Annotated in this window: 19 protein-coding genes; 9 read left to right on the top strand and 10 right to left on the bottom strand. The window is 71.3% G+C overall.

Translation table 11 applies throughout. The features are described from left to right. Window positions 1–20: 20 nt before the first annotated feature. Window positions 21–758 (top strand): helix-turn-helix transcriptional regulator, encoded by a 738-nt coding sequence (locus WME97_RS25225; RefSeq protein ID WP_437540705.1) that lies wholly within the window; start codon window positions 21–23, stop codon window positions 756–758. Window positions 759–1,244: 486 nt separating this feature from the next. Here WME97_RS25225 and WME97_RS25220 read toward each other — a convergent pair whose 3' ends face one another. The 4 genes from WME97_RS25220 to WME97_RS25205 form a co-directional block, all read right to left on the bottom strand. Further along, window positions 1,245–1,676: a nuclear transport factor 2 family protein gene (locus tag WME97_RS25220; protein ID WP_437540703.1), complete on the bottom strand. Its 432-nt coding sequence runs from the start codon at window positions 1,674–1,676 to the stop codon at window positions 1,245–1,247. 91 nt (window positions 1,677–1,767) lie between these two features. Then, window positions 1,768–2,580, bottom strand: a complete 813-nt coding sequence (locus WME97_RS25215) for a mechanosensitive ion channel family protein (protein ID WP_437540701.1) — start codon at window positions 2,578–2,580, stop codon at window positions 1,768–1,770. A gap of 120 nt (window positions 2,581–2,700) precedes the next feature. Further along, a complete protein-coding gene (locus WME97_RS25210; RefSeq protein ID WP_437540699.1) occupies window positions 2,701–3,564 on the bottom strand; it encodes a mechanosensitive ion channel family protein in 864 nt (287 codons plus the stop codon). A gap of 375 nt (window positions 3,565–3,939) precedes the next feature. Next, the gene (locus tag WME97_RS25205) at window positions 3,940–4,368 is read right to left on the bottom strand and encodes a hypothetical protein (RefSeq protein WP_437540698.1); all 429 of its coding nucleotides are present in this window, start codon (window positions 4,366–4,368) and stop codon (window positions 3,940–3,942) included. A gap of 262 nt (window positions 4,369–4,630) precedes the next feature. Between WME97_RS25205 and WME97_RS25200 the strand changes: the two genes are divergently transcribed. Together WME97_RS25200 and WME97_RS25195 are read left to right on the top strand one after the other, a co-directional pair. Beyond that, on the top strand, window positions 4,631–5,242 hold the full coding sequence (locus WME97_RS25200; protein WP_437540697.1) for a Crp/Fnr family transcriptional regulator: 612 nt from the start codon (window positions 4,631–4,633) through the stop codon (window positions 5,240–5,242). 45 nt (window positions 5,243–5,287) lie between these two features. Further along, window positions 5,288–6,259 (top strand): DJ-1/PfpI family protein, encoded by a 972-nt coding sequence (locus WME97_RS25195; protein WP_437540695.1) that lies wholly within the window; start codon window positions 5,288–5,290, stop codon window positions 6,257–6,259. A gap of 256 nt (window positions 6,260–6,515) precedes the next feature. Here WME97_RS25195 and WME97_RS25190 read toward each other — a convergent pair whose 3' ends face one another. The 3 genes from WME97_RS25190 to WME97_RS25180 form a co-directional block, all read right to left on the bottom strand. Further along, window positions 6,516–10,022: a kelch repeat-containing protein gene (locus WME97_RS25190; protein ID WP_437540693.1), complete on the bottom strand. Its 3,507-nt coding sequence runs from the start codon at window positions 10,020–10,022 to the stop codon at window positions 6,516–6,518. 231 nt (window positions 10,023–10,253) lie between these two features. Next, window positions 10,254–12,263 carry a DUF4139 domain-containing protein gene (locus WME97_RS25185; protein ID WP_437540691.1) on the bottom strand — a complete coding sequence of 670 codons (2,010 nt, stop codon included), beginning with the start codon at window positions 12,261–12,263 and terminating at the stop codon, window positions 10,254–10,256. Between the two features lie 115 nt (window positions 12,264–12,378). After that, on the bottom strand, window positions 12,379–12,858 hold the full coding sequence (locus WME97_RS25180) for a peroxiredoxin (RefSeq protein WP_437540689.1): 480 nt from the start codon (window positions 12,856–12,858) through the stop codon (window positions 12,379–12,381). Window positions 12,859–13,061: 203 nt separating this feature from the next. Here WME97_RS25180 and WME97_RS25175 point away from each other — a divergent pair, with 203 nt between their 5' ends. Next, window positions 13,062–14,219: a hypothetical protein gene (locus WME97_RS25175; RefSeq protein WP_437540687.1), complete on the top strand. Its 1,158-nt coding sequence runs from the start codon at window positions 13,062–13,064 to the stop codon at window positions 14,217–14,219. A gap of 67 nt (window positions 14,220–14,286) precedes the next feature. Here WME97_RS25175 and WME97_RS25170 read toward each other — a convergent pair whose 3' ends face one another. Then, window positions 14,287–14,772 (bottom strand): hypothetical protein, encoded by a 486-nt coding sequence (locus tag WME97_RS25170; protein WP_437540685.1) that lies wholly within the window; start codon window positions 14,770–14,772, stop codon window positions 14,287–14,289. A gap of 332 nt (window positions 14,773–15,104) precedes the next feature. Further along, complete coding sequence (locus WME97_RS25165) at window positions 15,105–16,631, bottom strand: serine/threonine-protein kinase (RefSeq protein WP_437540683.1); 1,527 nt, start codon at window positions 16,629–16,631, stop codon at window positions 15,105–15,107. Window positions 16,632–16,830: 199 nt separating this feature from the next. On the opposite strand from WME97_RS25165, the gene WME97_RS25160 reads away from it, so the two are divergent. The 5 genes from WME97_RS25160 to WME97_RS25140 all read left to right on the top strand — a co-directional run bounded on the left by WME97_RS25160 (window position 16,831) and on the right by WME97_RS25140 (window position 24,923). Beyond that, window positions 16,831–19,566 (top strand): protein kinase domain-containing protein, encoded by a 2,736-nt coding sequence (locus tag WME97_RS25160; protein ID WP_437540681.1) that lies wholly within the window; start codon window positions 16,831–16,833, stop codon window positions 19,564–19,566. Window positions 19,567–19,610: 44 nt separating this feature from the next. Continuing rightward, entirely contained in the window at window positions 19,611–20,699 is a 1,089-nt protein-coding gene (locus tag WME97_RS25155) for a serine/threonine-protein kinase (protein ID WP_437540679.1), read from the top strand. A gap of 822 nt (window positions 20,700–21,521) precedes the next feature. Further along, a complete protein-coding gene (locus WME97_RS25150; RefSeq protein WP_437540677.1) occupies window positions 21,522–21,683 on the top strand; it encodes a hypothetical protein in 162 nt (53 codons plus the stop codon). A 190-nt stretch (window positions 21,684–21,873) separates the two neighbouring features. Then, window positions 21,874–23,547, top strand: coding sequence for a DUF1592 domain-containing protein (locus tag WME97_RS25145; protein ID WP_437555496.1), 1,674 nt, complete (start codon window positions 21,874–21,876; stop codon window positions 23,545–23,547). 20 nt (window positions 23,548–23,567) lie between these two features. After that, on the top strand, window positions 23,568–24,923 hold the full coding sequence (locus WME97_RS25140; RefSeq protein ID WP_437540675.1) for a DUF1552 domain-containing protein: 1,356 nt from the start codon (window positions 23,568–23,570) through the stop codon (window positions 24,921–24,923). A 264-nt stretch (window positions 24,924–25,187) separates the two neighbouring features. On the opposite strand, the gene WME97_RS25135 is transcribed toward WME97_RS25140, so the two are convergent. Then, window positions 25,188–26,249 carry an SGNH/GDSL hydrolase family protein gene (locus WME97_RS25135; RefSeq protein ID WP_437540673.1) on the bottom strand — a complete coding sequence of 354 codons (1,062 nt, stop codon included), beginning with the start codon at window positions 26,247–26,249 and terminating at the stop codon, window positions 25,188–25,190. Window positions 26,250–26,670 lie beyond the last annotated feature (421 nt).

Genomic DNA, 26,670 nt, shown 5'->3' with positions numbered 1-26,670 from the left:
CTGACAGATTCTGTCACCATATGTCGCGCGCCGTCCGCGTCATGGAGCTCTCCGACCTGCTTCGCGCGCGGGGAGCGACGACCGTCGGCGAGCTGGCCGCCGCGCTCGGGGTCAGCGCCCGGACCGTGCGCAGGGACCTCGCGACGCTGAGGGAGCGCGGCCTCAACATCGAGGGCGAGTCCGGCCCCGGCGGGGGGATCCGGCTCGACGCCGGCCGGGGCGTGACCGCCGTGCACCTCTCGGTCGCCGAGATCGTGACGCTCTGGCTCTCCGCGCGCCTCTCTCAGGCCGCGAGCGACCTTCCGTGGAGCGACGCCGCCAGCTCCGCGCTGGCCAAGCTGCTCAGCAGCCTTCCTCCTGAACGAGCGCGAGAGCTGCGCGCCCTCTGCCGCAGGGTCATCGTCGGCGATCCGGCGAGCGGGCCAGTGCGCGCCGGAGCCGGGGCGCCCCCTGCAGAGCTGGTGAGGCTCTTCGAGGAGTCGTTCTCCGCCGGCGTCGGCCTCGGGTTCGACTACCAGGACCGCGAGGGGAGGACGTCGAGGCGACGCGTCGAGCCGCACGGCCTCCTGATCCAGAGCCCTGTCTGGTACGTGCTCGCCCTGGACACGGGAAAGAACGAGCCGCGAATGTTCAGGATGGATCGCATCTCGACCCCGCGCGTCCTGCGGGAGATCGCGTTTCGTCCGAGCGCCGACGTCATCTGGACGCTCTTGCCGGAGGAGTGCGCGTGGCGACCGCTCCTCGGCGACCGACCATGAAGTTCGGCCGAAACGGACGGACATCCGTCAGGCTCCGGCGCTGTGCCCACCACGGTTCGACCCAGCGGAGCCCGGGAGTCGCGGTGTCGCATGGTTGCGCGCATCGGCTCTGCCTGATAGCTTAGGTTTGATACAACACACGACATCCTGGCGAGTGACCAGAACGAAGATCGACGTCCGGTACACGGGGTGTGTGCTCGATTCCGGGCGATTGCAGAGAGAGAGCTCCCGCCGAGCAGTGACCAGCGATCGATGGCGCACGGCCCACATGCCCCCTGAGGCCGTGCTCGCCTGCGTGCGGTGGCCGGTGTCGCGCGGGTAGATACGGGCTTCGTGCTCGCCGAGGTTGTTGATGCACGCCTCTCGTCGCTGGATGGCCCCCCATCCAGTCGACGATCGAGGGCCATCGTGTTTGATGGCCATTCTTGAGGACTCGAACCAAGGAGCGTGAATGAACCGTTCAGCCGCCCGGCCCCGGCCAGCCGCTCAGTTCATGAGCCGGGAGCGAGCGGGGGCCCACCGCTCGGGCCGCGGCGCGGAGAGCGGACCCGCGTGGTGGTGGACCATCTTCCATTGCCCGTCTTCGAGGACGAACACGTTGGTTGCGCACAGGTGTGCAGGCTCGTCGCCGCTCGCCTCGTAGCACGTGACGAAGGCGAAGTCCCCGAAGAGGTGCGCCGAGGCGCCCTGGCAGCGCATGCGCAGGGGCGAGGTCTGGCGCAAGAGCTGGCTCCAGCTCTCGAGCACGCTGGCGCGCCCCGAGAGCGCCTCCATGCCGGGATGGGCGCAGGCCAGGGGCGCCCGCTCGGCCCACACCCGGCACATCGCCTGGTAATCCCCGGCGCGGAACGCCTCGTAAAAGGCCTCGTTTGCCGCCAGGACAAGCCGTTCCGCCGCGACGCGCTCCTCGACGCTCATGCAGCGACCATGCTCTCCGGCCAGCGCGGGCGCAAGGGCCTCGACGGCGTCGTCTCGGCGCCTCGCCCGCTCGACCCCACGCCCGGGCTGACTAGGACGGGCCCTTGCTCCGCTGATGGAGGACGAGCTGTGTCCGGTTCATCAGCTTGACGCCGGCCGCGTCGAGCTCCTCGAGCGCCGCGACGCGGAGGTTGTGCATGCTCCCGTCCTCTTCCACGGCGCTGTACCAGGCCGTCAGCGTGAGGTCGAGCGAGCCGTCCTCCATGTCGGTCAGGAAGACGGTGGGGGCCGGGTCTCGCGCCACGCCGCTGGCCCGCTTGCCGGCGCGCACCAGGGCCTCCATCGCCGGCTCGAGATCGCGCAGCCGGCCCTCCACGGTGAGCGTGACGGCGCCGCGCAGCAGCCCTCGATCCGAGTAGTTCACGATCGGGCCGTTGGTCACCGCGGCGTTCGGGATCACGATCTTCTCGTTGTCCGTCGACACCAGCGTGGTGTTGAAGAGCCCGATGTCCTCGACGATGCCCTTGTGGCTCCCGATAGCGACCTTGTCCCCGAGCTGGAAGTGCTTGAAGAAGAGGATGAGGACGCCGCTCGCGAAGTTGCTCAGGCTCCCTTGCAGCGCCAGCCCCACCGCCAGCCCCGCCGAGGCGACCACGGCCACGAGGCTCGTCGTGTGGATGCCCACCGTCTCCATCGACGCGATGAACGTCGCCGCGAGCACGGTGTAGCGGAGCATCGACGAAAGGAACCGCGCGAGCGCCTGATCCAGGTGCGTCCTGGTCAGGGCCGTGACGGCGAACCGGTACGCCCATTTGCTCGCGAGACCGCCCGCGGCGAGGATGATGATGGCGGTGGCGATCGCCCTGAGCGTGGCGGCGGAAGGTACGAATTCCTCGGGGTGCATGGTGCGGTGGCGCGCCAGCGGCGTGCGCGCCGCCCGGGCGTAGAGGATCTGCCCGCCGGCCTCAAGGGCTGCCGAGCAGCGCGCCGCCGCGCGCGCGGCCGACGCGCGGTCGACAGCGCGTCAGGCCGTCGGGTGAATCTCCGAGCCCGCGGCGCGGTGGGGAGGCGCCGCCGCGAGCTGGTTGATGTGCACGTGCTGGCTCGGCACGGGGAGCCCCAGCTTGCCGAGCTCCTCGCGGATGATCTTGGTCGTGGCGAAGTAGACGTCCCAGTAATGATCGGTGTGGCAGAAGGGCCGGACGGCCAGCACGGGCCCGGCGAGCGTGAAATCCAGGATCTCGACGCTGGGCGCAGGGGTCTTCGCGACGTTGGGGATGAGCGCCAGGTGCGCCTTGAGCCGCGTGATCGCCGCCTCGTGATCCGCGCCGTGGGCGAGCTGCGCGGTGCAGTCGACGCGGCGGACCGGGTTCGTGCTGAAGTTCTGGATCGTGTCGCTGAAGATCTTGTTGTTGCCCACGATGGTGCGGACGTTGTCGGGCGTGTCGAGGGTGGTCGCGAACAGGCCGATCGAGTGAACGGTGCCCGTCACGCCGCCGGCGGTCACGTAATCCCCGGTCTTGAAGGGGCGCAGGAGGATCATGAAGATGCCGGCCGCGAGGTTCGACAGGAGGCCGGACCATGCCATGCCGACGGCGATGCCGATCGCGGCGAGCAGGCTGGCGAAGGTGGTCGTCTCGACGCCGAAGACGCTGAGCACGGCGATGACGAGCAGGATATTCAGCAGCACGGACGCCGCCGACTCCAGGTAATGAGCCAGCGTCGTGTCGAGCTTCTTCAGCGCGGAGCTGCGCTGCATCATCGACAGGATCCCCCGGATGATCATGCGGCCGATGACCCAGACCAGGATCGCGCCCACGATCTTCCCGCCGACGCTCACCCCGAGCGCTACCCCCATGTCCACGTACCGCTGAACCCTCTCGTCCATCTCAAGCCTCCTGACGACGTATGCGCCGCTCGCGGGGGCGTCCGTGCAAGGCGCATGCGCGACACGCCTTGCTGGATCTGCCCCCCGGCGGCCAGCCTTATCACACCGGCGGGCCGCTCCGCGAGGGGCGTGAGCGAGATTTTCGAGCCTCAGCGCTGCGGCCTTCAGACATCAGGTGGCCGCGGAGCGGATACCTCGTTGTAGCGAAGGAGCAACGGGCGGCGGGGCCGCGCACCAGGCGGGCGTGTCCAGCCAAGGAGCAGGCCGAGGCGATCTTCGTCGCCGCCGAGGTGATGCTCGACGAGCGGAGAGCGGCCGCGGGCCAGCGGCGTTGGCAGAGAACGGCGTGGCCGGCGTACGGGGCTGTGAACCGGCTCAATGAAGACTATGTCCAAAGGCTCTCGGGTTGATCGGGAATTTCAAGCCAATGACCAACCCGTACTCCGTGCCGTAGGAAGGTATCGTCGCGCCAGCTCCCCAGTCGAACGGAAGGGCGAGTCGAAAGCCCGCGTAGGCGATGGGGATCGCGATGAAGGGGACGATCTGCGCCCCATACGTCCGGGCGTTCGACCGGCCCGAGCCCTCTGTGTACATCGAGAGCTCCGCGCCGACAGGGCCGAACCCACCCTGGAAACCGAGCGCCAACCTCTCGTGGACCGGTCGGTCGGCGACGAGCTGCGCCTGCACGACGGCGCCTATCCAGGCGAACGAGCGCTGTCCGTACCACGCGAGGCTACCCTCGACGCCGGCGCCCACGGCGTCATCGGCGTTCTCGCGGCCAGTATAGCTGAAGAGGCCCCCCACGCTCACGACCGGGTCGCCAGGGCGCCCCACATTGGGCCAACCTTCCGCGGGATACACCACGGGGGGAGGGCTCGTTGCGGGGGGCACGCCGTCCGCCTGCGCCGATGCGGAGCCAACGAGAAGGCAAGCGCCGACAAGGACCGCCGTGACCGACGACTGGTTCATGCATCCGTGATCTAGCCCATGCGACTCGGCCCGTCACGATGCGGGCGCAGGCGAGCGGAAGACGCGCTCCGGGAGCGCCGTGCTAGGCTCCCCTGCCATGGTGCAGCTCTCGCGCGCGGAGCAGGTCGCGGCGCTCGCGCGCATGATCTCCGCGCTCGACGCCCGGCCGGCGCCGCACTTCGACGCCTTCGCCGCCCTCTTTCACGGGAAGAGCCTCAGGAAGGGCGAGGCGTTCGTGCGGGCGGGCGAGGCGAGCGACTCGGTGGCGCTCGTCAACTCCGGCATCGCGAGGATGTTTTACACGCGGAGCGATGGGAAGGAGTTCAACAAGGGGTTCATCTCCGCGCCGGACTTCATGTCGGTGCTGGAGGCGCTGATCACAAGGGAGCCCGCCCGGCTGACGATCCAGGCGCTGACGCCGATGCAGCTCTTCGTCGCGCCCTACTCGCGGCTGAGCGAGCTCTGTGAGCGCGACATCTACTGGGAGCGGGTGAGCCGCCGGATCGTCGAGCGGGTGTACCTGAAGAAGGTGCGCCGCGAGGCGTCGCTGCTGATGGATCCGGCCGCCGAGCGCTATCGCGGGTTCCTCGCAGAGCACGGGGCCGTGGCGCGGCGCGTGCCCGACTACCACATCGCCGCCTATCTCGGCATCACACCCGAGGCCCTGAGCCGCCTGAAGCGCGCGGCGACCAGGTCCGCTGCTTCTTGACCTAGGTCAAGGTGCGATCTCGCTCCGCTGGTCATGGTCTCCCGCATGACGACGGAACGAACCAAGCGAGACGGCGAGCGCACAGCGACGGAACCCACGCGCGGCCCGGAGCGCCGCGGAGCGCGGCGCGGCGCGGCCCGAAGGACGGCGCTGATCGCGGGCCTCGCGGTCGTGCTCGCCGGCTCGGCGCTCGTCGCGTGCGGCGCGGCGGCGCCGAAGCTCCACCCCGTGTTCCCCGAGCGCCCGGCGGCCGAGAGACCCAGAGGGAAGATCCTGTTCGTCCTCAGCGCCGCGCGAGAGCAGACGCTCGCCGACAGCTCGAAGCGCGCGACCGGCACCTTCCTCGGCGAGTTCTACGAGCCGTACCTGGCCGTCACCGGCGCGGGGCACGAGGTCGTGTTCGCGACCGACGGCGGCGCCGCCCCGGCGATCGACCCGGAGAGCCTCGACGAGCGGTACTGGGGAGACGGAGCGCGGCGCGCGCGAGCGCAGCGCTTCGTCGAGCGCGCCCCGGAGGTCCGCGCGCCGCTCAGCCTGAAGGCGGCGCGCGCCGCGGCCGACTCGTTCGACGGCATCGTCGTTCCCGGCGGACAGGGCGTGATGGTCGACCTGCTCGACAACGCGGATCTGCACGCGCTGCTCGCTCACTTTGGCGCGAAACACCAGCCCGTGGGGCTCATCTGCCACGCGCCGGCGGTGCTCACGCGCATGCGGGAGCCGCATCCGCTCAGCGGTCGGACGGTGACGTCGGTCTCGTCGCTAGAAGAGTTTTATATCGAGACCTTCGTGATGGGGGCCGACGCCCAGGTCCGGGGCATCGGCGAGCAGCTCGAGGATCACGGTTACGAGCACGAGGCCGCATTCCCCGGGAGCGCCTACGCGCAGCGGGATTGCAACCTCGTGACCAGCCAGAATCCCTTCTCCACCGATCGGTTCAGCGCGCTGTACCTGGAGGCCCTGGCCGACTACCGGCGCGGCGCCCGCTGCGCCGAGGATGCCCGCGAGGGCCACCGATAGGCCTGCTCGGCGGAGCGAGGGCCATGGGATCTCCCTGGCCCGTTCGGGCCTCGGCGCTACGGCTCGCGCGCCGCGATCTCCTGGCGCGACTCGCAGATCAGCCGCTCCACATCCCGCAGCGCCTGCACCGCCGGGATCGACCCAAAGCCGAGGTGGACGCGGAGCTTCAGCTCCACGGGCGCCGCGGTCGCGGCAGGGAACGCGCGGGGCGCGGGCCGCGCTGTTCAGTTCAGCGGGAGCAGCCGGCGATCGGAGTTCACCGCGGGATTGCCGCCCTGGAGCGGCGGAGCCTCCGCCGGAGAGCGGCCCCCATCACAGCGAGGTAGAAGGCGCTCGCGCCGTTGCCGGACGCCCCTTGCCCCATGGTGCAGCCAGTGTCTGCCGGCTCGTCCACTCCGGGGCCGCTCGAAGTGCTCGTCGGACCCGGGGTTTCATCGCCGCCGGCGCCGGCAGCGCTGCTGGATGCGGTCGCCGTCCCCGAGCCGCCATCGCCGCCAGCGCCGGCGGTGGTGCTCGTCGAGCTTCCGCTCGCCGAGCCGCCGCCCTCGCCTCCGGCGCCAGCATCGCCGCCCCTGCCGCCTGCACCAGCGACATCGCCGCCAGCGCCGCCCATGCCGCCAGAACCGGACTCACCGCCGCCGGCGCCGCCGGAGCCGCTGGTCCCGGATCCACCGCTGCCAGCGCCGCCAGTCGTGGACGTTCCGCTGCCAGCGCCGCCAACGCCGCCAGTTCCCGGCTCACCCCCGCCAGCGTTGCCAGCGCCGCCAGCACCGGAATCACCGCCGCCGACGCCGCCAGTTCCTGGCTCACCCCCGCCAGCGCCGGAATCACCGCCGCCGACGCCGCCAGTTGCCGGCTCGCCCCCGCCAGCGCCGCCCGCGCCGCCAGCACCGGAATCACCGCCGCCAGCGCCGCCAGTTCCTGGCTCACCGCCGCCGGCGCCGCCCGCGCCGCCAGCACCGGAATCACCGCCGCCAGCGCTGCCAGTTCCAGGCTCACTCCCGCCAGCGCCGCCAGCGCCGCCAGCGCCGCCAGCACCGGGAACACCGCCGCCAGCGCCGCCCTCTCCGCCAGCGCCCGTGCTGCAGCCGTTGTCCCCGGGGCCGTGCCATCGAGGATCGTACAGCTCCGCGTCCCTGTTGGGGCCGACGATGAGGACATGGCCGCTCGGCAGGAGCGCGGACGTGGAAAAGCCGTGCGAGAGCAAGGTCGACGGCGCAGCTGTCCAGGAGTTCGTCGCGGGGCTGTAAATCTGCGCCGTCGTCCCTGAGATGACGAGCACCTCGCCTGTCGTCAGCAGCGTGGCAACATGACTGACACCCGACAGCTGGCTCATGGACCCTGTGGGAGTCCAGACGTTCGTCACCGGGTCGTAGGTCTCTGCGGCTCCCCCGACGACGAGCACGCGACCGTCCAGGAGCCGCGTCGCCGTGGGCTTGCCCCGAGGCACCGTCATGGGCGCCACGAGAGACCAGCGCCGGGTCGCGGGATCGTAGATCTCGGCGCTGGCGATCGGCTCCGCGGTCGAGATGTCGAAATCGTCGAATCCCTGTATCCCGCCGACGACCAGCACCCTGCCGTCGTTCAGCAGCGTCGCCGCGTGCTCCGCCCGGCTTGCTTTCATCGGCTCGACGGTGACCCAGGTGTCGTCGGCTGGACGATACAGCGCGGCCGATCCGGTCCTGCGGACGCGGAACGGCTCCATCGGGTAATCCATCACCGCGCCTCCCGCGATGAGCACGTCGCCGCTTCCGAGCAACGTCGCCGTGTGGTTGGATCGACGCTCCTCGTCGGGCGCGGCCAGCGTCCAGGCATCCGCCGCCGGGTCGTAGATTTCGTTGTACAGATCCGTCTCGGAATCATCGAAGCGGCCCCCGCTGATCAACACCCTGCCGTCGGCGAGGCGTGTCAGGTCGGGGAGAGCCCGCTCGAAGCTCAGAGGCGCCGCCAGGGAAAACGTCATGCTCGACGGATCGTAGAGCTCGGTTGTCTTCGTACCGGCGTTGCCGCCCGCGACAAGGATCTTCCCGTCCTCCAGCTCCACGGTCTTCGCGTAATTCCGCAAGGCGTTCAGGGGGCCGAGCTGCGTCCCCGAGGGCGCGACCGACGGGTCATAGATCTCGGCGCCCGGCGCGGTCGAAGTCCCGCCGACCAGGAGGACCCGTCCATCCGAGAGCAGCGTCGCCGTGGCGCTGCCGCGGCTCACTTCGCTCCTGGGCGCTGTCGAGAAGGTCCGCGTGCTCGGATCGTAAAGATCGGGCGGCTGATTGCCAGAGACGAAGACCCGCCCGTCGCACAGCCGCGTCGCCGTGTGCCAGCCGCGCCGAAAGCTCATCTTGTTCTTCGCGAGCGTCCATGTGTTGGCTTCCGGATCGTAGGTCTCGGCCTCGGAATCCCAGTCATAGCCGGTCACCAGCACGTGACCGTCCTCCAGCAAGGTCGCCGTGAGCATCCACCTGGCGCGGAGCATGTTGGGCCCCGGGGTCCACGCGCCCGTCGCGGGATCGTAGATCTCGACGCTCGACACCACGCTGGCTCCTATGATCCTGCCTCCGGCGACCAGCACGCGGCCGTCTTGCAAGCGCCTCGCCGCGTGCTCCCTGCGCACGACCAGCGCCGCGGGCGTCGGCGTCCAGGCGTCCGACACGGGATCGTAGAGCTCGGCGGCGGCAGCTGGTGCGGCGCCAGCCGGAGCGCCCCCGGCGACGAGCACCCGCCCGTCCGCGAGCTCGGTCGCTGTGTGTCCGGAGCGCTCCGAGGTCATGGTCGCGGCGGGGGTCCACGAGTCGGTCGTCGGATCGTAGAGCTCCGCGGTGGCGACCCACGCGGCGCCGGTCATGGCGCCGCCCGTGACCAGCACCCTGCCGTCGGCGAGCAGGGTCGCCGTGTGAGCCGACCGCGGCTGGCTCATCGGAGCAGCGGGCAACCACGCATCGAGCGCGGGATCGTAGATGGCCGCGCTGGCGAGGTGGTACTGGTCTGACGAGCTGAGCCATCGCCGCCCGCCCGTGATGAGCACCCTGCCGTCGGGCAGCGAGGTCGCGGTGTGCTCGTGGCGGAGCGTCGCCTCGGAGGCGGCCGTGACGGTCCATGACGGGTCCACGAGGAGCGGCGAGCCCGTCTCCTCGACCCAGAGCGAGATCTCATCGCCTTCTACCTCCAGGCGCGTCGGGATGCGCTGGAGCGGCGACGCATAGGCCTCGGGAGCCGCCACGATGATCCGCGGCTCTCCTGCCGCGTCGAGGACCTCCACGTTCGCGCCGCGGCGGCGGAGGCGCGCCCCCTCGACTTGCCATGACGCAACAGGTCCCGCGGCGGGCGCACCGTCGGGGAACCAGAGCCACTCTTCCGCGCCGTGCCGCTGCGCCGTCCAGAGCGCGAAGCCGCCCGCGCGCGGGTACGCGAGGGCAGCGCCGATCTTCTGGACCTCACCGAGCGCGCCGCGCTCGCGCACCTCGATGCCGAGGCCACCCGGCAGGTCGAACCGCATGGCGCCGCTCCCGTCCGCGGGGAACGCGAGCGTCAGGCCGCCGCGCGACGGGCTCGCCGCGAGCTCGAAGCCCGCTGGGGTGGGCACGAGCGCGTCGTCGCCGCGGAGCGCGGCGCGGGCGCGCTCCGCGAACTGCGCCTCCAGCGCCTCGACGTCGAGCGCCTCGCTCGGGGGCGCCGCGCAGCCGAGCGCGCATATCAGATAGACGATCCAGAGCAGCGCCACGCATCGCGCGGAGCGCCACCCAGCCCAGGGAACCTTGCTTGAGCCCATACCCTCCTCGATTCTCGCGAGCGAGCCTCCTGCGAACCCATCGGCCTGTCGCGCAGCGCGCCCGGCGCTCCGTGGGGTGCAGCTCGCATCGCAAAAATTCAGAGGTTCGCGACGGAATGTTGCGGCGTTCGCCGGAACCTTCGACTTGTCGCGCCTGCTCGAGGTGGGTGGCATTCAACCGCGCAGGAGGGGGGCGGAGGCCGCGCGGGAGAGCGCCGCCTCCGCTTTTCGCTACGTCGTGAGCGACAGGCCGCGCACGTACTCGGCGAGCGCCCGCTCGGCGCTGGCCACCGCCTCCCGCGCGCCCGGGAGCTTCGCCGACACCGCCGCGATCCGGTCTTCCTGCTCGCCCAGCGTCTTGAGGTAGCGCTCGTGGAGCGCGCTCCCCGGAGGCACGACCTTGAGGTTGTCGCGCACGCGCGCCTGCTCGGCGCGCAGCGCCTCGATCTCGGACTTGAGGGCCGAGAGCGCGCGCTGCCTCTCGGCGAGCGCGGCCCTGAGCTCCGCGAGCCGCGCGAGCGCCGCGCGCAGCGCCTCGGGGATCTCGCGCGACGACAGGACCACCTCGAGCTGCTCGCCGGAGAGGCCCGTGAGCGCCACCGTGTGCGAGATGGGCTGCTCCAGCGCCACGGTCACGCGCGCCGTCTCGCCCGCGGCGACCTCGCGCCGGACGCGGTAGCGGTCGCGCGTCGCCTCGACGCCTTCCCTGGGCTCGGCGAGGTCCCAGCCGGCGATGCGCGGGTGCTCGATGAGCAGGGCGCGCGGCTCGCGCGCCGCGCCCACGATCGTGTAGACCGTCACCTTGCGGGCGGTCCTGACGATCTCGAGCATGCCGCCCTGGATCGTGGCGCGCGAGAACACCTCCTCGCCCCGCTCCTCGCGGTCGATTCTCACCTTCCGGTCCACGGCGAAGCTCACGATCCGCGATTCGCCCGGGGGCAGCGGCGAGAGGCGCGCGTCGCCGACGTAGGTGACGATTCCCCGGCTCGAGCGCTCGTAGACCGTGATCGCGCCGGCCGGGAGGGTCGTGTCGCCGTCGTTCCTCAGGCGCACCGAGGCGAGCGGGCTGCGCGCGCTCGCCTCCGGCTGATAGAGCCACAGCCGCTCTGCCGGGATCTCGCGCTGGACGATCGGGAGGAGCGCCGTCTGCCCGCTCGCGATCGTGAGCGGCGCCGGGAAGTGGAACACGACCTGCGTCGCCGCCTCCGCGGGCTCCGGCTCGACCTTCTCGGAGGGCACGGTGACCGCCGGGGCGGGCGCGCGGGCCTCGTCGGCGCCCCCGCCGGCGCGGTAGCCCATGCGCCGCGCCGCCCTGGCCGCGAGCCCCGCGGCGCCCTCGTCGAGCCGCGGCAGCACGCGCTCGGCGACGTCGACGGGCACCTCCGGCCGGGCCACGTAATAGATCTCGTAGAGCGCCTGGCGGAACGTCACCGGGTCTCCCGACACCAGGGTGAAGTCCACGTTCTGCCAGTCGCTGCCGCTCTGGTTCTCGACGACGGCCCACCCGGCGAGCGCCCCGGTCTTCGTCTGCGCGTCTTCCGGCACCGTGAGCCGATACGTCGTCTTCCAGAGCGGCACCTCGATGACGTAGGCCACGCGGACCACCCGCTCGCCCTCGCCGGCCGTGCGCACGACGAGCTCGCGGCGGTTGCGCTCCCGCCGGCTCGAGAGCCCGACCAGCGCCGCGCCGACCTGCTGCCGCAGCCGCTCCTCGACGAGCTCCACGCTCTCGAGCTCCTCCAGGACGACCTGCCTCAGCGCGCCCTCCGACATCAGCGAGAGCCGGTGTCGGTCCTCCGAGCCGCCGTGCGGCAGCGCCGCCTGCGCCGTGGTGACCGCGACGATCCGCCCGGCGATGGCCCCTTGCGCCCCTCGCGTCCGCACCTCGGCGCCGCGGAGCGCGTTCAGCAGGGCGGCCTCGGACTCGAGCGCGCCCTCGTCGAACGGGAGCTCGCGGAACAGATCGCGCAGCGGCTCCCTCCCGGGAAGCGTGATATTCCCCGTCACGCCGCGATCGTCATAGACAACGATGCTCTTCAACACATCGTCGACCTGATCGAGCCGCACCTCGAGCCGGAGCTCGGCGTCGCCGCGCACGCGCGCCTCGTGCTCGAAATATCCGACTCCGCCCGTCGAGAGCACCACCCGCCTTAGCAGCAGCGTGTCCGACGCGGCCCCCGCTCGGGCCGGATCCATCGCGGCGGTCCGCAGCGTCGCTGTGGTCCTCAATCCATGGTTCATCGTCGCCTCCCCCGGCGGAGGCGTGCGATGGCCCCGCCCTGGGGGTGTCCATAATGCCCCTCCGGGGGGCGTCAACGACGGTGGCTGGCCGGGAGATCGGGCGCGGCGCCGCGCGTCAGCCGCGCGAGGCCTCGAGCTGCTTCACGACCGCGAGCGCCTCGTCGACGTGGCGGGTCGCGCGGAGCTGGGAGGAGAAGGCATGTCGAACGATGCCGTCGCGATCGATGACGAACGTCACGCGGCCCGGGAGGAGGCCAAAGAGCGACTTGACGCCGTAGCGCGCGGCGGTCTCCCCGCCAGGGTCGCTGAGCAGCGTCATGGGCAGGCGGTATTTGTCGGCGAATTGCTGGTGAGACCCCGCCGAGTCGGCGCTCACCCCGAGGACCTCGGCGCCCGCCTCCGCGAACGCATCGTAATGGTCGCGGAACGCGCACGACTCCGCCGTGCATCCAGGGGTGTCGTCCTTGGGATAGAAGAACAGGACAACGGTCTTCTTGCCCCGGAAGTCGGAGAGCTTGACCGTCTCCCGCTTCTGCGATTGCAGGCTGAAATCAGGGGCTGTCTCACCGACGGACAGGGTGGATTTTCCGAGCATGGTGTCTCCTCTACCCGATGCGCCGCGCCGCGTCCAAGGCCCCCGCGGAGCGCGGCGGCTCGCCGGCGAGCCGCCGCGGGCCGCCTGCCGTGACGGCCTCCTGCGCCCCGGATCACGAAGAACTTGAGGAAGCGGTCATGAACGCCCGCTGGGCGCGACGGACGCCGGCCGCGGGCGGGAGATCGGGTTACCCTGTGCGCCCCATGGCCACCACGTTCGCTGCGTTGATCTTTCGACCCGCCGACATCCCGGACCGCGCGCTGTCCCAGGGCTTTGCCGTGGCGCTCGGTGGCTGGGACGTCGCCTCGCCGCGCCTGTTCATCGCGCCGCTCCCCGGCGTGCCCGGGCACGCCGCCGCATTTTACTCGAGCGGCGAGCCCGCCGGCGGCGGGGACGACGAGCTCGACCACCTCGCCGAGCTCTTCGAGGACGAGCTCTCTCCGCCCGTCGCCGTGCTCGACGCGGCCGCCGAGCTCGGCCACCCCGGCGCCACGGTCTTCGCGCTCGTGTTCTCGGAGGACGTCGTCCACGACGACGGCTGGCGCTTCGAGGCGAGCGGGTTCGTCCGCCATTTCGTGAGGGAAGGGGACGAGGGCGTCGAGGCCGGCGTGGAGGCGCCCGACCGGAGCGACATCGTCGAGGTCGACGTCGACCTGCCGGAGGGCGCGACCGCGGCGGAGGAGCGCGAAGCCATGGACCGGGCGATCCGACCGCACCGCGGCTCGACGTTCCTCGCGGCCGAGCTGGGCGCCCCGGTGCTGGGCGCGCTCATGGGCGGCTTCTTCGCGCCCGAGCGCCGCCTCCAGGTGCACCTCGTCGCGCCGGGGCCGGGGTCGATCGCCGACGAGGTCGCGCGGCTCAACCGGGTGCTCCGCCGCGAAGACGGCCGCGGCGCGCCCGCGTCCCCGCCGCCCGTCCGCGGCGTCGCCCCGCCGGCGACGTATGCGGCGTTCGTGCGCGCGTACGACTGGGCCGATCCTGCGGATCCGGAGGACCTCTACCGCGAGCTCGCGATCGGCTCCATCGAGGGCACGCTGCGCTTCCTCCGCGAGGGCGAGCTCCTCGGCCACGACCGCGAGCCCGGCTGGGAGGCGGCGGCGGCGCGGCAGCTCTACCCGATCGCGCGGATCTCGGGCTCGGCGCTCGGCGGCGGCGCGGCCCATCGGTCGGTCGTCGCGCTCGGGGCCGACGGCGAGCAGCTCTGGGTCGTCCGCGGCGGCACGAGCGCGGCGCCGGCCGGACCGACGTTCGGCGAGCTGCTGCGCTACCTCTCGCTGGGCTGGTCGCGCCGGAGCGACGCGGAGGAAGACCTCATCGGGGCGCTCATGCTGCGCGCGCGGCTCAGGTCGCTCGGGGGTTGAGCCCGCGCTCCGGCGTGGGATCCGCGTGCCGGGGTGAGGCGCTTTGCCTCGCGACGCGCGCCTCGGCTCAAAACGACGTGTCGTACACGTGGTGCCGGTGGGCTTCCGTGTGGAACGACGTCATGTGCGGGTCGTCCAGGACCAGATGGAGCAGGCCGACGTCTCGCTCGCTGCGCGCGAAGACGCTCACCAGGATCCCGCCCTGCCGGACGCCGGCCTGGTAGCGTTCCGCCCAGTGCCTCGGGACGCCCGCGGTGATGAGGATCTCGCGCAGGCCGCCCGTGATCCCGGCGCCGACCGCGCTGGCCACGACCGCGGCCAGCGGCCCGGCGACCACGAACCCGAGGTCGGGGACCACGACGCTCATCGCGACCGCGGCGCCGAACGTGTTCGACGGCGGCGCCACGTCCGGGCTCGGAAAGCACCTGTCGCGTGTCGCCTCGGTCATCAGCAGGCTGACCTCCTGTCGTGTGTAGCCGCAGTCGATGATGCGTTCCGCCGCGGCTTCCGCCTCGTCGTGCGTCTGCACCAGGCCAATTACGAGCTTCTCCATGGAAGAGACCTCCTTCGCGTTGAGCGCGTCCCGCTCTGGGCCCCGGCGACGGATACCGCACGCTCTGTGCCAATCCGGAATTCTCACGCCTCGATGCGTTCGCGCCGATTTCTGTGCCCCTTCCGCTGGAGGAGCGAGGCGGGATGTCGCAGTGCGCCCCGTGGGCCTCACCTTCCGATGTCGACATCGCCCGTGCCAGCGCGGTTGATTCCATCTTTTGCCGTCGAGCGGCGCGAGCGCCCCATTTCAACGGGCTCCGTCTGACCAGGTCGTCCGAAGGCCGCGCACATGGGCGCCCGGGGCGGCCGGTGCGCGATGAGGCCGGAGCCGCGTCAGAAGCCGATCGTGTCCTCGACCGGCGCGGGCGGCTTCGTCCCCGTCGGGCGGCCCGTCGACGCCTCCCGCGGCGTGGGGCGGCCGCGCCCCTCCGAGGTGCCGCGCGGCGCCGCCGTCGCACCCGGCCTTACTGCCGCGCCGGTGCGGGCAGCGCCCGCCGGCTGCGCGGTCGCCGCCGTGGCCACCGGCTGCGCGGTCGCCGCCGTGGCCGCTGGCTGCGCGGTCTCGGCCGCGGGCGTCGCGCTCGCCGGCTCGGCCGGCACCGGCGCGGCGGCGCTCGCCGGCGCCGGCACCACCGGCTGCGCCGGGACGGGCGCGGCCTGCCGGGCCGGCGCCTCCGACGAGGGGGTCACCTCGGCCGTGGGCGATTGCTTCGTTGCCAGGAAGACGACCGCCGCCACCAGCGCCCCGAACGCGAGCGCGGCCGCCAGGATGGCCGGCGCCCACCGCCGGGCCCCGTCCGTCCCCGAGGTCGCCATGCCGGCGAGCGTCCGCCCCGGCGCGCCATCCGTCGAGAGCCGCGCGCCCGGCGCCGACGACGGCGGCGTGCCGGTCGTCGAGAGCCGCGCGCCCGGCGCCGGCGGCAGCGGCGTCGGCTCCCCGAACAGCACCGGCTGCGACGCGCTCCCGTGGAGGGGTCGCTCCCCCGCGGACGAGGGCTCGGTCGTGAACGCCGTGCGCGCGATCCCGAGGACCGCGCGCTCCAGCGCCTCCGCCATCTGCCGCGCCGACGAGAAGCGCGCCGCCGGATCGTGCGCCAGCGCCTTCTTCATCCAGGCGTCGATCGCCGGAGAGAGCTCCGGCCTCACCTCGCTCGGCGGCGTGAAGATCCCGGTGTGGAGCACCACCGACAGCGCGCCGAGCGTCTCGCCCCGGAACGGGACGTGCTCGGTGAGCGCGTGGTAGGCGACCACCGCGAGCCCCCAGAGATCCGCGCGGAAGTCGACGTGCTTCGCGCTGAGCAGCTGCTCGGGGCTCATGTAGAGCGGCGTGCCCAGCACGCTCCCGGTCGACGTCATGCCGAGCTCGCCCTGGACCCGCTTGGCCACCCCGAAATCGAGCACCTTCACGAACAGCTCGCCCTCGACGTCGAGCAGGAAGATGTTGTCCGGCTTGATGTCGCGGTGGACGATCCCGACCTGGTGGGCCCGGCCGAGCGCCTTGGCCGTCTGCGACACGATCGTGGTGACCTCGACGGGCGGCAGCGCGCCCAGCCGCTGCATGCGGCTCTTGAGGTCCTCGCCCTCGAGCAGCTCCATCACGATGAACGGCACCCCGTCCGGCGTGACGCCGTGGTCGAAGACCTGCGCGACGTGCGGGCTCTTGATCTGCGCGGCCGCCATCGCCTCCCGCCGGAAGCGCTCCACGAAGCCGGTCTGGTCCGCGTAGGCCGGCGCCATGAACTTCACCGCCACCTGCGTCCCGAGCGCGAGGTGATCGGCCACCCACACGCTCCCCATCGCCCCCTTCCCGAGCTCGCGCGCCAGCCTGAGCGTGCTCGTCACCTGCTGTCCGGGGTTCATCGGGGGTCCCTCTTCGATCGGCCGAGCCGGCGACCCTGGGGGGGCGTCCTGTGCGGGCGGCGCGGCGCTCTCGGTGTTGGCGCGTGTTGGCGCGTGTCGGTGCGTGTCGGCGCGCACAGCGTACAACAAACACCCTGGACCGTCACCACCGAGCGCTCGCGCCGCGCACCTGACGGGAGCTCTCGGATAAGCTGGCACCATGCGCGAGGGCACGCTGGTTTCCGGCCGGTTCGAGGTGCACCGCCTTGCCGGCGCCGGCGGGATGGGCACGGTCTACCGGGCGATCGATCAGCTGACCGGGCGCCCCGTCGCGCTCAAGGTCGCGCCCCCGGAGCTCGCCGCCCGCTTCCGGCGCGAGGCGCGCATGCTCGAGGCCGTGCAGCACCCGCTCATCGTGCAGCACATCGCGCACGGCACGGGCGACGACGGCGCCCTGTGGCTCGCGATGGAGTGGCTCGAGGGCGTCACGCTCGACGCGCGCCTCCAGGACGGGGCGCTCCCCGTGGCCGACGCGCTGCTCGTCGCGCACCAGATCGCGGAGGCGCTCGCCGCCATCCACGCGATCGGGATCACGCACCGCGATCTCAAGCCGAGCAACGTGCTCCTGCGCGACGGCAGGGTCGACGGCGTCGTCCTGCTCGACTTCGGCGTCGCCCGGGCGGCGGCGTCGACCTCGCTCGTCACGGAGGCCAGCTCGCTCGTCGGCTCGCTCGGCTACGTCGCGCCCGAGCAGGCGCGCGGCGACGTCGAGGTCGACGCGCGCGCCGACGTCTTCGGGCTCGGCGTCCTGCTCTTCGAGTGCCTCGCCGGGCAGCGCCCCTTCGCGGCCGACGACCCGCTCGCCGAGGTGTGCCGCATCCTCCTCGAGGAGGCGCCGCGCCTCGTCGAGCGGCGCCCGGACGTGCCGCCCTTCCTCGACGAGCTCGCCGCGCGCCTCCTGGCGAAGGACCCGGCGGCGCGCCCCGCGGACGGCCGCGCGGCGGCGTCCGCGCTCGCGGAGGCGCGCGCCCTGCTCGCGCGCGCGTCCAGCGCGGGCGCGGACGGCGCGCCGGCGTCGGTCACGGACGACGAGCGGCGGCTCGTCAGCGTCGTCCTCGTCGATCTGGGCGCCGCCGACCCGGAGCCGGCGAGCGATCGCGGCGTCGAGCGCATCGTCGGGGACCTCGCCGAGGCGTTCGGCGGCGAGCGCGTGCGGCTCCCGGGCGGCACGCGCATGGTGCTCCTGTCCTCGCAGACCGACGAGGTGTTCTCCGGCCGCGGCGGCGCCGGCACGATGGCCGCCTTCGACCTCGCGGCGCGCGCCGCGCAGTGCGCGCTCGCGCTGAAGGCGCGCCTGCCCGGGCGCCCGGTCGCGCTCGCCACGGGCCGCGCGCAGGTGGGCGAGCGCCTGCCCGCGGGCGACGTGATCGACCGCGCGGTCGCCCGCCTCCGCGAGGCCGAGGGCGACGTGCGCATCGACGAGGTCACCGCGGGGCTCGCGGCGCCGCGCTTCGAGGTGATCGGCGACGGTCCCTCGTTCCTGCTGATGGGCGAGCGCGACGGCACCGAGCCCGAGCGCACGCTCTTCGGCCGCGTCACCTCGTTCGTCGGGCGCGACCGCGAGCTCGCGACGCTGCGCGGCCTCTTCGAGCAGAGCGCCGACGAGCCCGTGGCGCGCGCCGCGCTCGTCCTCGGCGAGGCCGGCATCGGCAAGACGCGCCTCCGCTGCGAGCTCATCCGGGCCGTGCGCGAGCGCGACGCGCGCGCTTCGGTCTACGTGGCGCGGGGCGACCCCCTCGGCGCGGGCGCGCCGTTCGGCATGCTGGGCGAGATCGTCCTCGCGGCCGCCGGCTGCCTGCCCGGCGAGGCGCTCGAGGCGCGCCGCGCCAAGATCCGCGAGCACGTCGCGCGGGCCCTTCCCGCGCCGGCCGACGACGCCCCGCGCGTCGCCTGGTACCTCGGCGAGATCGCGGGCACGCCGTTCGACGACCCCGACGCCGAGCCGCGCGCCGCCCGCGGGGACGCGGTCGCCATGGGCGATCAGGCCCGCCGCGCCGTGCTCGAGTGGCTCGCCGCGCGCTGCGGCGAGGGGCCGGTCGTGGTGGTGCTCGAGGACATGCACTGGAGCGATCACGCCTCGGTCGCGGTGCTGGACGAGGCGCTCCAGGCGCTCTCGGATCGCCCGCTCCTCGTGCTCGGCTTCGCGCGCCACAGCGTGATGGAGACGTTCCCCGGCCTCTGGGGCTCGCGCGGCGTGCAGCACATCAAGCTCGGCGCGCTCAGCCAGCGCGCGGCCGAGCGGCTCGTCCGCAGCGTGTTCGGCGAGGAGCTCTCGCTGCCCGAGGTGGCGCGGCTCGTCGAGCACGCCGACGGCCACCCCTTCTTCCTCGAGGAGCTGATGCGCGCGCGCGCGGAGGGCCGGAGCGACATGCCGCCCACGGTCGTGGCGCTGATGCACGCGCGCATCGAGGCGCTGCCGGCCGAGGCGCGGCGCACGCTGCGGGCGGCGAGCCTGTTCGGCGGCAGCTTCTGGCCGGACGGCGTGCGGCAGCTGCTCGGCGCCGGCACCTCGGCCGAGTCGCTCGACCGCTGGCTCAAGAGCCTGCTCTCGGAGGAGCTCGTCGCCCGGCGCGGCGTGTCGCGCTACCCCGGGCACGACGAGCTCACGTTCCGTCACGCCCTCGTGCGCGACGCCGCCTACGGGATGCTCACGGACGGCGATCGCACCGCCGGCCACCGGGCTGCGGCGCGCTGGCTGCGCTCGGTGGGCGAGACCGACGAGCGGGTGCTGGCCGAGCACGCCGAGCGCGGCGGCGACGCCCCCACGGACGCCGAGGGCCTCGTCGCCCGCGGCCCCGCGCAGGATCGCGGCGGCGGAGGAGGGGGAGCACAGGGGCGCCCCCCGGAGCGCAAATCAGAGCGTGAACGGAACGAAGCGCGAGGGGGCCAAGGTTGATGAACAACCATTGACGTGATAACCCGCCGCCCGGAGCAGTGAGCATGGATTCTTCTGACCTGGGCGCCGTCGGTCCTTACGAGCTGCTGTTGCAGCTGGCCAGGGGCGGCTCGGCCGAGGTCTTCATCGCGCGTCGCGCCTGCGCTGCAGGCGGAGGGGACGCGGGTCCGGAGCGCGGGTCGCTCGTGGCGGTGAAGCGGATCCGGGCCGATCTGCGGTTCGAGTCGAGCTATGCGTGCATGCTCTTCGACGAGGCGGGCATCGCGTCGCGCGTCGAGAGCCCCCATTTCGTTCCTGTCCTCGGTTACGGTCTCGACGAGGGCGCGCCGTACATCGTCATGGAGCTCGTCGTGGGGGTCACCCTCAAGCACCTCACCCGGGCGCCCGGGGCGCTCGGGGTCGGCGACGCGATCGAGCTCATCGCGCAGGCCGCCGAGGGGCTGCACGCGGCGCACGAGGCGCGCGACAGCTCGGGGGAGCTGCTCCAGGTGATCCACCGGGACATCTCGCCATCCAACATCCTTGTCGGCGTCGACGGCCGGGCGTCCATCTGCGATCTCGGGCTCGCCTATGCCCTGCGCCGCACGACGCGGACGAAGACCGGGATGGTGAAGGGGAAGCTGAGCTATTTCTCGCCGGAGCAGGCGAACGCGAGGCCGCTGGATCGGCGCTCGGACGTGTTCTCGCTCGGGGTCGTGGCGTGGGAGGTGCTGGCGGGCAGGCGGCTGTTCGCCGGCGGCAACATGGTCTCGACCCTCCACGCCGTCCTGGAGCGCGAGGTGCCGCCGCTCTCGACCGAGCGCGAGGGCGTGGGCCAGCCCGTCACGGCCGCCGTCGCGCGGGCGATCGAGCGCGATCGCGACGCGCGCTGGCCCACGGCGGCCGATTTCGCGCAGGCGCTCCGGGCCGCGGCCGAGGAGGAGGGGCACGCGGCGTCGCGCGACGCCATCGGCGCGCGCGTCGCCGAGGTGCTCCCGCCGCCGCTGAAGCCGCTCGCGCCGTCTTACGTCTCGGGCGGGTTGTGCGTCACGGAGGAGATCATCGCTGCCTTGCAGTCGATGCGCGCGGCGGGACCGGTGGGCGAGGGGGAATCGGGCGGGCTCCTGGAACAGCGGCAGCCCTCGCGCGGCTGAGCCCGCTGCTGCGGTTCCGGCGTCCGCGGGGGAGCCCGGAACCTGGGTATACGCTCAATACCACGACCCGGAGGATCACACCCTCCGTGCAACGTGGTCGTTGGTCGTGAACGTGGTCGTGGTCGTGGTCGTGGTCGTGGTCGTTTACGACACGGTCGTAAACGTGAACGTTCCGTCGCAATGCTTGGTCGACGGAGGGTAGCGGAACGACGGAGCGAGACGTTCACGACCGAGCCGTCGACGACCACGACCACGACCACGACCTCGTTTACGTTTACGTTGACGCTGACATTGACGACCACGGTTCGGCGTCTGCTGTTGACGCGGCGCTCCGGAGGACCGCTGCCGGCCTTGTCCTTCCTCGGGTTGGCGGACTCGCGCGGAACGGTCGATAGGCGTTGACATCCGGGATGTGAGCGTTCACATTGCAGAGGTATCCTTTCGCTTTGCTCTGGGTGGGTCGCCATGCGTATCGCGAGTTTCGTGGTCGAGTATCGGGTCGATCCTGGTGCCGGTTACGTTCGATCGTTGCGCAGAGGATTGCCGAACGACGGCGGTCGGCGCTTCGCCAGGAGTGAGCCACCGGAGAACGCGACAGACCTCGGTTGTTCCACGATTGTCGTGAAAAATCATGGACGCTGCTCACCGGTAGCGTCGGTGCGCAGGGGGTGGTCCGCGCGAGCGCGGCTACCTCGATGGTCGTGTCACCGCAATCCACATACATCTCGTCATCGTCGTCGCTGATGCCTGCATTGTGAGTCGTTTCCTTACCGTCCCGACAGGAGCCCACATGGCTTTGATGACGAGAGGCAGAGGCGGGTGATGGAGGAGCAGTTCACGATGTTCTGGGACCACGAGAACGCCAAGGGCATCACGCTCTGGGGCCACATCCATGGCACGACATGGGTGAGGGAGTCGGGCCTCATCAGGGGCGGCCAGCCGCGCCCCGCCATGCAGTGGTCGATGGATTTTCTCGGCAGGTAGTAGAAATTTCTTCAGGCCGAACTGGCCACGAGCTGTCGCGATACGGGCGAGGGTAAACACCAGATCCCGCCTGCGCTCCACTTTAGCGTGCCCACAGCGGGCGAGGAGAGAGAACATGGTTAGGCCCTCAGATCATGAGAAGGCGCTTCCTCTCCTGGGCTCTCGGTTAGCTGTCTCGATCGCGTTGATCGTGGCCAGCGGCTGCACGGGAGACCTGGGCGGGTTTGGCTCCAAGGATTCCACACCGAACGACCCGAACGACCCGCCGAGTACCTCGACGGGGACGGGGACGGGCACGGGCCCGACGGACCCGGCCGCTTGCGAGGACGGCACGGTGTACCCCGGGCGAGCGCCGCTGCGGCGGCTGACGCGCTACGAATACAACAAGACCGTCCGCGACCTCCTGGGCGACACGACCGATCCAGCCATTTCGCTTCCGAGCGAGGAGGTCGGGAACGGCTTCGGCAATGACGCGGACACGCTGTCGGTCTCGGGCCTGCTCGCCGAGCAGCTGGGCACCGTCGCGGAGGGCGTCGCCAAGCGCGCGACCGCCACCCCGGAGGCGCTCGCGAAGCTCGACCCTTGCGCGCGCGGCGTGACGGCGGAGGGCGAGGAAGCGTGCGCGCGCACGATCATCGAGCGACTCGCGCCGCTCGCGTACCGAAGGCCGCTCGCCGACGGCGAGGCGAACGAGCTCCTCGGGCTGTACAGCGCCGGCCGGACGGACGCCACGTTCGACGTCGGCATCGCGACGGTGATCGAGGGGCTGCTTCAATCGCCGGATTTCCTCTACCGCATCGAGTTTGGCGCGCCCGACGCGGAGCGCCCCGACCTCCGCCGGCCCACCGGCGACGAGATGGCGACGCGCCTATCGTACCTGCTCTGGGGCACGATGCCCGACGAGAAGCTGCGCACGGCGGCGCAGGCGGGTGAGCTCTCGACCAAGGAGGGCGTGCGCGCTCATGCCGAGCGCATGCTCGAGGATCCCCGGTCGCGGGCCACCGTCCGGTACTTCTTCGACAACCTGCTCCCCATCAGCAGCCTCGCGGATCTCGAGCGAAAGGCGGAGTTGTTCCCGACCTTCTCGCGGACGATCGGCTCGCTCCTGCACGAAGAGACGCAGCGATTGATCGAGCACGAGATCTTCGAGGAGAACGGCACCTGGGCGTCCGTCTTGACGGCCCCGTACTCGTTCATGAACGGACCTCTCGCGGCGTTCTACGGCGTCTCCGGCGTGACGGGCGACGAGTTCCAGCGGGTGCAGCTCGACACGACCCAGCGCCTCGGGCTCCTCACCCAGGCGGGCGTGATGGCCGGGACGACGCACTCGAACAACACGAACCCCGTGGTCCGCGGCGGGTTCGTGCTCGACAAGCTGATGTGCCAGAAGATCCCGCTCCCCACCGGCGACATCCTGGAGAGGGTGAAGCCGCCGGATCCGTACACCGGCGCGACGGCGCGGGATCGCTTCAGCCAGCACAGCAAGGATCCGGTCTGCGCGACGTGCCACCAGTTCTTGGATCCGGTCGGGTTCCCGCTCGAGAACTACGACGCGGTCGGGCTGTTCCGCACGACGGAGAACGACGTCCCGATCGACGCGAGCGGCGCGGTCCCGGGCACGGACATCAAGGTGAACGGGCCGGTCGAGCTGGTGCAGGGGCTCGCCCAGACCGAGGCGGTGCAGAACTGCTTCGCGACGCACTGGGCCGAGTACGGCTATGGTCTCACGCTTCGCGCCGGGGACGCTTGCACCAAGAAGGCTGTCACGGACGCCTTCAAGGCGTCCGGATACAATGTAAAGCAGCTCCTGATCGAGCTCACGCAGACGGATGCCTTCCACTACATGGCTGCCCAGGAGGAGTGATGGTTATGTCGAACTTTCGTATGAGCCGACGTGCCGTGCTGCGCGGCGCTGGCGCCATCGCCATCGCGCTCCCCTGGCTGGAGATCATGGGCCCCGAACGCACGGCGAGCGCGCAAGCCACCCCCGCCAAGCGTTTCCTCAGCGTCTACACGCCGGGCGGGACCGTGCTCAACCGCTGGCGGCCGACCGGCAACGAGACGAACTTCACCCTGGGGCCCATCCTGTCGCCGCTCGCGCCGGTGCAGGACAAGCTGATCGTCGTCGACGGCCTCGACATGAAGAGCGCGATCGGTGAGCAGCACCAGGCCGGGATCATCGCCTGGCTCTCGGGCACGACCCAGGCCCCGAACGGCGGCTACGGGGGCGGACCGTCCGTCGATCAGGTGATCGCCTCCCGGATCTCCGCCGGTAAGAAGGCGAAGGCGAGCATCGAGATCGCGGTGCGCTGGGCGACGGGCAAGTCCCACGGCCTGCTGTCACCGATGAACTCCGCGAATTTCGAGAGCGCCGCGCCGTTCAGGCCGATCCCGCCGCGCCTCGATCCGACGGAGATCTTCACCGAGCTCTTCGGGACGCTGGATCCCAGCGCCGGCAACGACGCCGCCCGCCGGCTCGCGCGAAAGAAATCGATCCTCGATTTCCTCGACGGGCGCTACTCCGCCCTGTCCTCGCGGCTCGGCGCCGCCGACGCGCAGAAGATCGACCAGCACCTGACGAAGATCCGCGAGATCGAGAAGAGCCTCGACAGCGTGCCGGTCGAGACGAGCGCGTGCAAGGCGCCGACGAGGGTCGACACGTCCGACTACAACCCGCGCACGGGGCTCAACGCGGACAACGACGGCAAGGTCAAGGACACCTCGACCGACGCGGCGATCCCGAAGGTCGGCAAGCTGATGATGGACATGATGGTGATGTCGCTCGCCTGCGACATCACCGCGGTCGGCACGCTGCAGTGGAGCGACACCGAGGCGAAGCACACCTTCCCCTGGCTCAACCTGAGCGAGCACCACCATTTCTACCAGCACGACGGCGGCTTCAGGGCGGCCGAGTGCGAGCGCATCTGCAACTGGTATTCGCAGCAGCACCTCTACCTCCTTCAGGAGATGGCGAAGATCGACATGGGGGGACACTCGCTGCTCGACGAGAGCGTCGTCTTCTTCGGGTCCGAGCTCCAGGATCCGCCGAGCCACAACAAGTCGAACATGCCGTTCTTGCTGGCCGGCGGCGGCGGAGGCCTGCGCGCTGGACGCTGGCTCCGGTACAACAATCGCCCGCACAACGATCTGCTCGTCTCGATCTTGAACCTGTTCGGCGACAACCGGAACACGTTCGGCGACCCGAAATTCTGCACCGGGCCGCTCACGAACCTGACGTAGCCGTCATAAGGGCGGAACGCCGGCCGGCGCGAGCTCAACGACGCCGGCCGGCGCTCCTCGAGGTACTGGCCGGCGCCGTCACGCGACGCGGCGCGAGCAACAGGGTCGCGGGGGGAAGGCGCGACCGCGACGTCGTCTCACCGCAAGAGGTCGCCGATCGCCCCGTACCAGACGTTCGCCATACGCACGCAGCCGGCCTCGTTCGGGCGTATCCTGTCCGGGAGCTCCGCTGTCGGAAATCCGGTGTGCGTTCCCCTTTCGATTTCAGCGGAGGTACGGACTCAACGCCTGGAACCAAACATCGGCCATGCGGTTATACCCTGCCTGGTTCGGGTGGAGATTGTCGGCGAAGAGGGACTGCTTGTAGTTCGTGTCGTTGGTGAACGCTGTGTACATGTCCACCAGCACGATGTGCTGCCCCTTGCTGACGCGCGTCGAAACCAGGTCGGGCATGGCCGCGTTGTAGGCCCTGATGGCGTTGTTCGTGCCGTCCGTTCTCGACGGCACGATCTGCGCGAGCACCACGAGGATGTTCGGATCACGCGTGAAAATCGAGTCGAGCAGCTTGCCCAGGCGATTCGGTGCGTCCGCAACGTTGATGTTACCGTTGATGTCGTTCGTTCCGATCATCAACGTAATGATGTTGGGCTTGTAATTCGGAATGCTGGTGTCTACGAGCTTCGCGATGCCGTTGTTGCCCTCGATCGTCCAGCCGCCGTGACCCTCGTGGTTCCTCGGGAACGTCACTCCGTCCACCGTGGGCACGCTGTAATCATTGGCGGAACCGACGAAGGTGATGTCGCGGCTCGCTTCGAGCGCGAGGTGGAACAGCGGGGCGCGGTAGCCGCCGGCGACGTTGAAACCCTGCGTGATTGAATCGCCGAAGGGCATGATCTTGCAGGGGCCGCTCGCCGGGCAGGGCTGGAATGCCGGGCCGCCGCCCGCGCCATCGCTGCCCCCTGCACCTCCGTCGCCCGCGGTACCTCCGACACCGTCGGATGCGCCGCCCATGCCACCCGAGCCCGCTCCGCCGGCGCCCCCGGCGCCGCCCGAGCCTGCCGAGCCGCTCGTGGCGTCTCCCCCTCCAGCGCTCCCGCTGGTCACGCCGCCGCTCGTCGCCCCCCCGCTGGTCGCGCCCGTCGTAGTGCTTGCGCCGGCTCCGGAGCTGGTCGACGTCGCTCCTTCCGTATCATCGGAACACCCGCTGAACATCGCCACCAGCGCGGCAGTCCCCACCAGCGTGGCCCACGTCGAGCGGCGCGGTCTCCGGATCTCCGCATCGTTCCGCTCGCGCGACCCACACAGCGAACCATTCTCTTGAACCATACGCATCGCATTCCTCCGTCCCACGCACGCCGAAGCGGAGAGCCGCAGGATGCGAGCTCCGCTGCGCCGTCGGGATGATCGACCGAGAGCCGCCGAAACGACACGCGACGCCCTCGCGACCTCGCCGTTGCTCGCGTCCGCGACGACCAGGCGAATGGAATCGGCGCAGAGGGCGAGCCCGGGCCCAGGGACGAAGGGCCGGCGCGAACGACGGCCTGTTCAGGGCAACGCGAAAGGAAACCCCGAGGCGCACAGTGAGCGTTCACACTGCTGGTGTCAAAGAAAATGGACCGGCGCGCGGCCTTCGAGCACGGCGGTCACGCCCGGCGCGTTCGCGAGCGTCGGGGCGAGCTCGTAGCCGGGTCGCGCGCTTTAGTCCCCGCGCGGGGGAGGGGTCTCGGTCTCTTTAGGATGCAGCCAT

Origin of the sequence: Sorangium sp. So ce367, from assembly GCF_051520455.1 — a bacterium.
GTDB classification, from domain to species: domain Bacteria; phylum Myxococcota_A; class Polyangia; order Polyangiales; family Polyangiaceae; genus Sorangium; species Sorangium cellulosum_B.
The sequence above is the reverse complement of the archived record's forward strand: the minus strand, read 5'-3'. Positions and strand labels throughout refer to the sequence as shown.

Excerpts from the sequence above, each read along its gene's own strand:
- WME97_RS25165 (WP_437540683.1), bottom strand. The coding sequence starts at position 16,631 with ATGAACCCCGGACAGCAGGTGACGAGCACGCTCAGGCTGGCGCGCGAG.
- WME97_RS25225 (WP_437540705.1), top strand. The coding sequence starts at position 21 with ATGTCGCGCGCCGTCCGCGTCATGGAGCTCTCCGACCTGCTTCGCGCG.
- WME97_RS25210 (WP_437540699.1), bottom strand. The coding sequence starts at position 3,564 with ATGGACGAGAGGGTTCAGCGGTACGTGGACATGGGGGTAGCGCTCGGG.
- WME97_RS25160 (WP_437540681.1), top strand. The coding sequence starts at position 16,831 with ATGCGCGAGGGCACGCTGGTTTCCGGCCGGTTCGAGGTGCACCGCCTT.
- WME97_RS25175 (WP_437540687.1), top strand. The coding sequence starts at position 13,062 with ATGGCCACCACGTTCGCTGCGTTGATCTTTCGACCCGCCGACATCCCG.
- WME97_RS25140 (WP_437540675.1), top strand. The coding sequence starts at position 23,568 with ATGAGCCGACGTGCCGTGCTGCGCGGCGCTGGCGCCATCGCCATCGCG.
- WME97_RS25215 (WP_437540701.1), bottom strand. The coding sequence starts at position 2,580 with ATGCACCCCGAGGAATTCGTACCTTCCGCCGCCACGCTCAGGGCGATC.
- WME97_RS25220 (WP_437540703.1), bottom strand. The coding sequence starts at position 1,676 with ATGAGCGTCGAGGAGCGCGTCGCGGCGGAACGGCTTGTCCTGGCGGCA.
- WME97_RS25135 (WP_437540673.1), bottom strand. The coding sequence starts at position 26,249 with ATGGTTCAAGAGAATGGTTCGCTGTGTGGGTCGCGCGAGCGGAACGAT.
- WME97_RS25150 (WP_437540677.1), top strand. The coding sequence starts at position 21,522 with ATGGAGGAGCAGTTCACGATGTTCTGGGACCACGAGAACGCCAAGGGC.
- WME97_RS25185 (WP_437540691.1), bottom strand. The coding sequence starts at position 12,263 with ATGAACCATGGATTGAGGACCACAGCGACGCTGCGGACCGCCGCGATG.
- WME97_RS25180 (WP_437540689.1), bottom strand. The coding sequence starts at position 12,858 with ATGCTCGGAAAATCCACCCTGTCCGTCGGTGAGACAGCCCCTGATTTC.
- WME97_RS25170 (WP_437540685.1), bottom strand. The coding sequence starts at position 14,772 with ATGGAGAAGCTCGTAATTGGCCTGGTGCAGACGCACGACGAGGCGGAA.
- WME97_RS25190 (WP_437540693.1), bottom strand. The coding sequence starts at position 10,022 with ATGGGCTCAAGCAAGGTTCCCTGGGCTGGGTGGCGCTCCGCGCGATGC.
- WME97_RS25155 (WP_437540679.1), top strand. The coding sequence starts at position 19,611 with ATGGATTCTTCTGACCTGGGCGCCGTCGGTCCTTACGAGCTGCTGTTG.
- WME97_RS25200 (WP_437540697.1), top strand. The coding sequence starts at position 4,631 with ATGGTGCAGCTCTCGCGCGCGGAGCAGGTCGCGGCGCTCGCGCGCATG.
- WME97_RS25195 (WP_437540695.1), top strand. The coding sequence starts at position 5,288 with ATGACGACGGAACGAACCAAGCGAGACGGCGAGCGCACAGCGACGGAA.